10 protein-coding genes are annotated in these 8276 nt (G+C 73.2%); 9 read left to right on the forward strand and 1 reads right to left on the reverse strand.

From position 1 onward, the window contains the following. Positions 1-343 precede the first annotated feature (343 nt). The 8 genes from E1291_RS35785 (at position 344) to E1291_RS35820 (ending at position 6909) form a co-directional block, all read left to right on the forward strand. A complete protein-coding gene (locus E1291_RS35785; protein ID WP_131742492.1) occupies positions 344-958 on the forward strand; it encodes a mycothiol-dependent nitroreductase Rv2466c family protein in 615 nt (204 codons plus the stop codon). A gap of 126 nt (positions 959-1084) precedes the next feature. After that, positions 1085-1789: an energy-coupling factor ABC transporter permease gene (locus E1291_RS35790; RefSeq protein WP_131742493.1), complete on the forward strand. Its 705-nt coding sequence runs from the start codon at positions 1085-1087 to the stop codon at positions 1787-1789. A gap of 53 nt (positions 1790-1842) precedes the next feature. Continuing rightward, positions 1843-2205 carry a PDGLE domain-containing protein gene (locus E1291_RS35795; protein ID WP_131742494.1) on the forward strand — a complete coding sequence of 121 codons (363 nt, stop codon included), beginning with the start codon at positions 1843-1845 and terminating at the stop codon, positions 2203-2205. Next, a complete protein-coding gene (gene cbiQ / locus E1291_RS35800; protein ID WP_131742495.1) occupies positions 2205-2969 on the forward strand; it encodes a cobalt ECF transporter T component CbiQ in 765 nt (254 codons plus the stop codon). The genes E1291_RS35795 and cbiQ overlap by 1 nt, the downstream gene beginning before the upstream one ends. Beyond that, entirely contained in the window at positions 2966-3748 is a 783-nt protein-coding gene (locus tag E1291_RS35805; RefSeq protein WP_131742496.1) for an energy-coupling factor ABC transporter ATP-binding protein, read from the forward strand. The genes cbiQ and E1291_RS35805 overlap by 4 nt, the downstream gene beginning before the upstream one ends. A 514-nt stretch (positions 3749-4262) precedes the next feature. Beyond that, complete coding sequence (locus E1291_RS35810) at positions 4263-5210, forward strand: ATP-binding protein (protein WP_131742497.1); 948 nt, start codon at positions 4263-4265, stop codon at positions 5208-5210. A gap of 45 nt (positions 5211-5255) precedes the next feature. Next, positions 5256-6389 carry an MFS transporter gene (locus E1291_RS35815; protein WP_131742498.1) on the forward strand — a complete coding sequence of 378 codons (1134 nt, stop codon included), beginning with the start codon at positions 5256-5258 and terminating at the stop codon, positions 6387-6389. A gap of 43 nt (positions 6390-6432) precedes the next feature. Further along, positions 6433-6909 carry a ribose-5-phosphate isomerase gene (locus tag E1291_RS35820; RefSeq protein WP_131742499.1) on the forward strand — a complete coding sequence of 159 codons (477 nt, stop codon included), beginning with the start codon at positions 6433-6435 and terminating at the stop codon, positions 6907-6909. Positions 6910-6935: 26 nt separating this feature from the next. On the opposite strand, the gene E1291_RS35825 is transcribed toward E1291_RS35820, so the two are convergent. After that, the gene (locus tag E1291_RS35825; protein ID WP_131742500.1) at positions 6936-7154 is read right to left on the reverse strand and encodes a hypothetical protein; all 219 of its coding nucleotides are present in this window, start codon (positions 7152-7154) and stop codon (positions 6936-6938) included. A 245-nt stretch (positions 7155-7399) separates the two neighbouring features. Between E1291_RS35825 and E1291_RS35830 the strand changes: the two genes are divergently transcribed. After that, positions 7400-8276: SpoIIE family protein phosphatase (locus tag E1291_RS35830; protein WP_131742501.1), on the forward strand; the 877-nt coding region annotated here is incomplete at its 3' end.

Consider the following 8276-nt stretch of genomic DNA (forward strand, 5'->3'; position numbering starts at 1 on the left):
GGCGCCGTGCAGCTCGACGAACGTCGAGGCCCCGGCCTCGGCGCTGCCGAACCTGACCACGGTGGTGGAACCGAACCGGTCCTCACCCGTCGTGAGGTCCAGTTCCACGGCGTACGACTGGACGCTGAGCAGCCGGGCCCGTTCCCGCGCCTCGTCGCGCGTGAGGTTGCCTGCCACATGTACTCCTCGGTCGGCTTATCGGGTTGGTGCCCTCATGTTTACCAACCTGCGGCCCTTCCGGTCCGGCCGCCACGTGCTTAACCACCCTCGGACCGGGGGAATCAGCGCCCGCGCGGGCGGGTTGAGCCTCGATGGAAGCCGATCGCCCCCTAGGAGGCCGACCTTGTCGCAGGATGACCTGACCCCCGTGGACTTCTGGTTCGACCCGCTGTGCCCCTGGGCGTGGATGACGTCCCGCTGGATCCTGGAAGTGGAGCGTCAGCGCCCGATCGAGGTCCGCTGGCATGTGATGAGCCTGTCCGTCCTCAACGAGGACAAGGACGTTCCGGAGAAGTACCGCCAGGGCCTCATCGAGGGCTGGGGCCCGGTGCGGGTGTGCATCGCCGCCGAGCAGAAGTACGGTTCCGAGGTCCTCGGCCGCCTCTACACCGAGATCGGGACGCGCCGTCACCACGACCGGCGCCCGTTCGACCGCGCGCTGCTGGAGGAGGCGCTGACCGCGGCCGGCCTGGACCCCGAGCTCGCCTCCGCCGCCGGGTCCACCGAGTTCGACGAGGCGGTGCGCGCCTCCCACAAGGACGGCATCGACCGCGTCGGGCAGGAGGTCGGCACGCCCGTGATCGAGGTCGAGGGGAACGCGTTCTTCGGCCCGGTCGTGTCCCCGGCCCCCCGCGGCGAGGCCGCGGTGCGGCTGTTCGACGGCGTCGTCGCGGTCGCGGCCACCGACGGCTTCTTCGAGCTGAAGCGCAGCCGCACCCGCGACCCGATCTTCGACTGAGCGGGCCGATCCCGCTCCTGAGCGGGGGTGTCGCGTAGGACACGTAATTGCGACCCTGTTGCAACTACCAGGTCGGCGCCGTCAAAATAGGTCCTACTGCAAGTTACGGGTAGGACGGTGAGAGACGTGCACGTACCGGACGGATTCATCAACGCTCCGGTCTCTGTCGCGGCGGGCGCGGTGGCGGTCGCCGGTGTGGCGGTGGCCCTGCGCGGCGCCCGGCGCGAGCTGGACGACCGGACGGCCCCGCTGGCCGGCCTGACCGCCGCGTTCGTGTTCGCCGCGCAGATGCTCAACTTCCCGGTGGCCTCCGGGACCAGCGGGCATCTGCTCGGCGGGACGCTCGCGGCGATCCTCGTCGGCCCCTATACGGGCGTGCTCTGCGTCTCGGTCGTGCTGCTGATGCAGGCGCTGCTGTTCGCCGACGGCGGGCTCACCGCGCTCGGCGTCAACGTCACCACCATGGCGCTGACCACCGTGGCCGTGGGTTACGGCCTGTTCCGCCTGCTCCTGCGGGTGCTGCCGAAGACGCGGCCCGCGGTGGCCGGGGCGTCGTTCGCCGCCGCGGTGGTGTCGGTCCCGGCCGCCGCCGTCGCCTTCACGCTGATCTACGCCGCGGGCGGCACCACCGACGTCTCGGTCGGGAAGGTCGCCGCCGCGATGATCGGCGTGCACGTGCTGATCGGCATCGGCGAGGCGCTGATCACCGCCGTGACGGTGTCGAGCGTGCTCGCCGTCCGTCCCGACCTGGTCCATGGCGCGCGCGGCCTGCTCAAGCCGCTGGAGCTGCGCACCGCCGCCGGCGGGCCCACCGAGCCGTCCCGGGCCTGAGACCCGGGCCACGCGCCGGGGCGCGGGGGCTCCCCGCGCGTTGAAGGAGGATCATGACCACCAAGCGCTTCTTCGCGGGCTTCCTGCTCGTCTCGCTCGTCCTCGCCGGGATCGTCAGCTACTACGCGAGCGGCAGCCCCGACGGCCTGGAGAAGGTCGCCGCCGACAAGGGCATCGACGCCAAGGAGAAGGACCACTCGCTCAAGGACTCCCCGTTCGGCGACTACGGGGTCAAGGGCGTCGGCGACGGCCGGCTGTCCGGCGGCCTCGCGGGCGTGATCGGCGTCGGTGCCGTGCTCGCGGTCGGCGGCGGCCTGTTCTGGGCCGTCCGGCGGCGCGACCCCGCGCAGGACGGGCCCGCCCGCCAGGACGCGGGGGCGGCCCGGGCCGGGTCCCGTGGGGAGAATCCCTCCTAGTGGGCGCCGGGCACGCGCACCGGCTCTACCTTCCCGGCACCTCGCCGGTGCACCGGCTCCCACCGCAGTGCAAGCTCGTCGCCGTCCTGGCGTTCGTGCTGGTCGTGGTCGCCACGCCCCGCGAGCGGCTCTGGGCGTTCGGGGCGTACGCGCTGCTGCTCGCCGGGGTCGCCGCGGCGGCCCGGGTGCCGCCCGCCCTGGTGACACGGCGGATCGCGATCGAGGTGCCGTTCGTGGCGTTCGCGTTCCTCATGCCGTTCGTCGCGAACGGGGAGCGGATCGACGTGCTCGGCCTGCGGCTGAGCGAGAGCGGCCTTTGGGGGGCCTGGAACATCCTCGCCAAGGGCACCCTCGGGGTCGTCGCGTCCGTTCTGCTCGCCGCCACCACCGAGCCGCGGCTGCTGCTGCTCGGCATCGAGCGGCTCCGGCTGCCGCAGCTCATCACCCAGATCGCGACGTTCATGCTGCGGTACGGCGACGTCGTCACGGCCGAGCTCGCCCGGATGCGGGTCGCCCGCGCCTCCCGCGGCTTCGAGGCGCGCGACGTCCGCGCCACCCGGGTGCTCGCCAAGTCGGTGGGGGCGCTGTTCCTGCGCTCCTACGAGCGGGGCGAGCGCGTCCACCTGGCGATGGTGAGCCGCGGCTACGACGGCCGGATGCCCGTCCTGCACGACGTGGGCGCGACGGCGCGCCAGTGGTCCGCCGCCGCCGCGCTGCCCCTGGCCGCCGCCGCGGTGGCGCTGACCGCTTGGATGACCCCATGACCTCGCCCGCGCCCGCCGCGCAGCCTCCCGTCCCGTCGCTGGAGGTCTCGGGCCTCGCCTACGCCTATCCGGACGGCACCCAGGCCCTGTACGGCGTCGACCTGACGATCGGGCGCGGCGAGCGCGTCGCGCTGCTCGGGCCCAACGGCGCCGGCAAGACCACGTTGGTCCTGCACCTGAACGGCATCCTGCACGGCGGGCTGGGCGAGGTCAGGGTCGGCGGGCTCCGGGTCGGCCCGAAGGACAGGAAGGCGCTGCGGGAGATCCGCCGCCGGGTCGGCATCGTGTTCCAGGACCCCGACGACCAGCTGTTCATGCCGACCGTCCGCGAGGACGTCGCGTTCGGTCCCGCCAACCTCGGTGTGCGCGGCGCGGAACTGGACCGCCGGGTCGGCGACGCGCTCGGCCGCGTCGGCATGCTGGAGGTCGCCGACCGGCCGCCGCAGCACCTCAGCTTCGGCCAGCGCCGCCGGGTCGCCGTGGCGACGGTCCTCGCGATGGAACCGGAGATCCTGGTGCTGGACGAGCCGTCCTCGAACCTGGATCCCGCCAGCCGCCGGGAGCTGGCCGAGATCCTGCTGGGCCTGGACGTGACGGTCCTGATGGTGACGCACGACCTGCCCTACGCGGCGGAGCTGTGCCCCCGGTCGGTGATCCTCTCCGGCGGCGTCATCGCCGCCGACGCGCCGACCCGCGACCTGCTGGCGGACTCCGGACTGCTGCGCGCCCACCGCCTGGAACTGCCCTTCGGCTTCGACCCGGCCGCCGCCCGCCGCTGAGCGCGCGCCCCACGGACATTGACCCTATTTGTCATGCCGTCCGGCGAACTGGTCAGTAGGTCCATTAGGGGCGTGGCCGGAGCGGGTCTACACGCGGGGTCGATCTCGGAAGTGAAATTTCATACGCCCTTTGATTCCCCCTTTAAGGATGGCCGCTACTCGCCGCGTCGCTGACGGCCACCTGCTCTTTCGCCGCGCCGCGCGTCCGGTTTCGGGCTCGGGCGCCCGCGGGTTTGTAGCGCCCGCGGCGATTGCGGGGCGATGGAACGGCGGTCATTGTTGCCTCACCGCGAACGATCGCGGTGCTCCCGAGGATTTCCCCGCCGCGCCCCCGCGCGCAGATCCGAACGGCAGGTCACCCGCCAATGTCCAGAACACCGAGGGTTTTTCCCCTCCCCGAGAACCCGTCCGCCGGTCCAGGCGGCCCGGTTCCGCTTGCGCCGGCCTCCCCGCTTCGAGAGACTCGACTCGACTGGAAGTGGCAACGGTTTTCATACCCGAAACGGGGGCTTTCGTGAAGGTTGCGTTCGTCGGCAAGGGCGGCAGCGGCAAGACCACCCTGTCGTCCAGGTTCGTCCGGCACCTGGCCGAGCGGGGGCTGCCCGTGGTGGCCATCGACGCCGACATCAACCAGCACCTCGGAGTCGCGCTCGGCCTCGACGACGACCGCGCCGCCGGGATCCCCGCCCTCGGCGACCATCTGACCGAGATCAAGGAGTACCTGCGCGGCGACAACCCGCGCATCTCCTCCGCGGAGACGATGGTCAAGACCACCCCGCCCGGCGAGGGCTCACGGCTGCTGCGCTTCCGCGGCGACGACCCGCTGCACGCGCTCGGGCGGGACGCCGAGGGGGCCACGCTGCTGGCCACCGGGCCCTTCAACGACGACGACCTCGGGGTGGCCTGCTACCACTCCAAGACCGGCGCGGTGGAGCTGTACCTCAACCACCTCGTCGACGAGCCGGGCGAGTACGTCGTGGTCGACATGACCGCCGGAGCCGACACCTTCGCCTCCGGGCTGTTCACCCGGTTCGACCTCATGTTCCTGGTCGCCGAGCCCACCCGCAAGGGCGTCGGCGTCTACCGCCAGTACACCGAGTACGCCCGCGACTACGACGTCGCGATCCGCGTCGTGGGCAACAAGGTGCAGGGCGAACAGGACGTCGCGTACCTGCGCCAGCACGTCGGCGACGACCTGCTGACCTGGTTCGGTCAGTCCGCGGCCGTCCGGGCGCTGGAGCAGGGCCGGCACGACGTCGCGCTGGAGGAGCCCAACCGGGCCGCGCTCTCCAGGATGCTCGCCGAGCTGGACTCCAGGGCCAAGGACTGGGACAAGTTCCAGCGCCAGGCCGTGGAGTTCCACATCAAGAACGCGCGGAGCTGGGCGAGCCGGGCGGCGGGCGAAGATCTTGAGGCGCAGGTCGACCCCGCTTTCCGCTTCCCCACCGCGTACGCGCGGTGATCCCGGGCCTACCGGCCGCCTTCGATCCGCACTAATCTGCCCGCCATGACGACCCGGCGGATCTTCGTGATGGCGCTCGGCGCGCTGGTGCCCGTGGTGCTGCTCTCGCTGCTGTTCGGCAACCAGTGGGTCATCGAGGCGCTGGTCAAGAACGACTTCGACTACACGCGCGGTGCCGGTCAGCTGATGCTGTGGCTCCAGTATCCGCGCTGGCGCCTCACGACCGGCTCGTTCGACTGGCGCTTCCTCGTCGCGGAGGACGTCAGCACGCTGCTGTTCTTCGCGCTGGTGCCCGTGCTCACCCTCGTGGGGGCCCGGTCGCTCGAGCCGCGCCGCGGGCTGTTCGGCGCCGTGCTCACCGGCTGGTGGGCCTCGGTCGCCGCGGGCGGCGTGTCCGGGATCGTCGCGGGCGTCCTGCTGGACTGGGCGTTCGACTACCCGGGCCAGGAGACCAGCCGGACGATCTTCAGCGCGATCTCCAACGGCGCCTGCTTCGGCCTGGCGTTCGGCTGGCTCGCGGGCGCCGGGGCCCTGGTGGGCTTCCTCGTCACCCGGCCCCGCGAGTACGCCGTCCAGCACCCGGCGGCGGGCGCCGTCCCGCCGCCGGGGGCGCTCCTCCCGCCGGGCGGCCCGCACCCGGCCGCGATCGCGATGCCCGTGCAGCCGACCCACGGTGAGGGGCTGCCGCCACAGCACCCCGCCGCCGTCCCCTACGTCCCGCCGCCCGGCACCCCGCAGCAGCAGCCCGCGTGGGGCACGGGTCAGGGCCCGCAGTACGGGAGCGCGTACGTCCAGCAGCAGCCCGCGCCCTCACAGCCCGTCGCGCCGTCGCCGGCCCCGGGCGCGGGGGACGAGGCGGACACGCCGGCGGGTCAGGACGCCGGAGCGCAGAGCCCGTCCCCGGCCGCCGCCGCTCCCGAGGAGGACCCGAAGCCCGGTTCCGGAACGTCCGGTTCGGCGCCGGCCGACGCGCCGGACGACGGCCCGCCGGACGACGACCCGCCCGCCGAGCCGGCCGCACAGGGAGAGGCCGCTTCCGGCGAGAGCCCCGCGGACGACGCTTCACCCGCCGGCGGCCCGTCCTCCGACACGCCGTCCTCCGACACGCGGCCCGCGGACGCGACCATGGTCGACCACCGGCCGGACGAGGACGACCGGCCCCTGCCGCCGCCCCGCTGACCCCGGCGCGCGACGGCCCCGGCCGCCTGCGAGAATCGGGCCCATGCGCGTGTTTCTTGGAACCGACCATGCCGGCTTCGAGCTGAAGGAGCACCTGGTCTCCTGGTTGAAGGCGAACGGCCACGAGGCCGTCGACTGCGGCGCGTTCGCCTACGACGCCGTCGACGACTACCCGCCGTTCGTGCTGCGGGCCGCCGAGCGGACCGCCGCCGAGCCCGGCAGCCTGGGCATTGTCATCGGCGGCTCGGGCAACGGCGAGGCCATCGCCGCCAACAAGGTGAGGGGCGTGCGCGCCGCCCTGGTCTGGAACGAGGACACCGCGCGGCTCGCCCGCGAGCACAACGACGCCAACGTCATCAGCATCGGTGCCCGCCAGCACGACCCGGCCACCGCCACCCGGTTCGTCCAGCTCTTCCTGGAGACGCCCTACTCCGACGAGGCGCGCCACACCCGCCGGATCGAGATGCTCTCCGCCTACGAGCGGACCGGCGACCTGCCCCCGCTGCCGGACCAGGGCTGACCCCTGCCCGGAGCGGGGAGCCGGGCTCAGCCGCCGTTCTCGGCCGTCCTGCGGGCGCCGCCGCGCTTGTCGAGGCGGCGCCGCTCGTTCTTGGCGGCCTTCGTCCGCCGGGCGGGCTCGGCGGCCCGGCCGCCCTGCCCCGCCGGGGCGGGGGCCGGCGGCCGCGCGCCCTCGGGCCGGGGCGGTGAGACGTCCCGCGCCCGCATCGCCGCGTCCACCGTGATCCGCATTCCCTGCTGGCCCATGGGCCGCCTCCTCGCCGCGTCCGGAAGCATCCTCGTTCCCCCCGGCCTGGTTGCGGCCGCGGGACACAAGCCCATTACTACACGGTCAGCACTCCGTCGCCACCGGGTGCGGCGCGTCCGGTGCGCACCGGCAGGTCCGGGGTGTCACCGGGTGGTCGAAGTCACCTGGCTGGATCGTTGCAAGGAACGACGGGCGGCGCGGATGACGGCCCGCCGCGGCCGGGGCTCGGTACAGTGCCGGAGTCATGCTTCAACGACTCGTGCACCTCCTGCCGCCGAGATTGCGCGCCGCGCTGCGCAGGATTCCGGCGTTGGTGAGCCTGTACCGGTGGCTGCGGCGGGGGAAGCTGACCAGGGAACGCTACGTCTTCGCCGCGCTGGCCGTCCTCGCCGTCCTGAGCGGGGTGGCCGCCGCGGCCGACAACCGGGGGCTGGCCCCGTCGGGCGCGCTGGTTCTCATCGTCCTGGGCGGCGGGCTGCTGCTGCGGGTGCGGAGCCTGGTCGCGCTGATCTGCGTCGTGGCGGTGATGCTCTCCTACGACGCCTGGCACGACATCGCCGCGATCGGCCCCGGGATGATCGCCACGCTGGCGATCACGACCGTGCTGGCGCTCACGCTGGCGCGCACCCGCCAGCAGTTGGGTGTGCAGGGCCTGCGCGGCGACTCCATGCTGCTGGAACTGCGCGACCGGCTGCGCCGCCAGGGCGAGATGCCCCGGCTTCCGGACGGCTGGGGCGCGCAGGTCGTCATGCTCCAGGCGGGCGGGTCGTCGTTCGGCGGCGACTTCGTCGTCTCCGCCTGCGACGGGGACGTGCTCGAAGTGGCCCTGGTGGACGTGTCCGGCAAGGGCACCGACGCCGGTACCAGGGCGCTGATGCTGTCGGGTGCCTTCGGGGGCCTGCTTGGATCGATCCAAACCGATCGCTTCCTGTCCGCCTGCAACGGCTACCTGCACCGCCAGCGGTGGGACGAGGGGTTCGTCACGGCCGTCCACCTCGTGGTCGACCTGACGACCGGCGAGTACTCGGTCGAGTCGGCCGGGCATCCGCCGGCCGTCCAGTTCGACTCCGGTACCGGGGCCTGGCGGGTCAGCGCGGCCAAGGGCGTGGTCCTCGGCGTCG

Source organism: Actinomadura roseirufa (assembly GCF_900659635.1).
GTDB lineage: Bacteria > Actinomycetota > Actinomycetes > Streptosporangiales > Streptosporangiaceae > Spirillospora > Spirillospora roseirufa.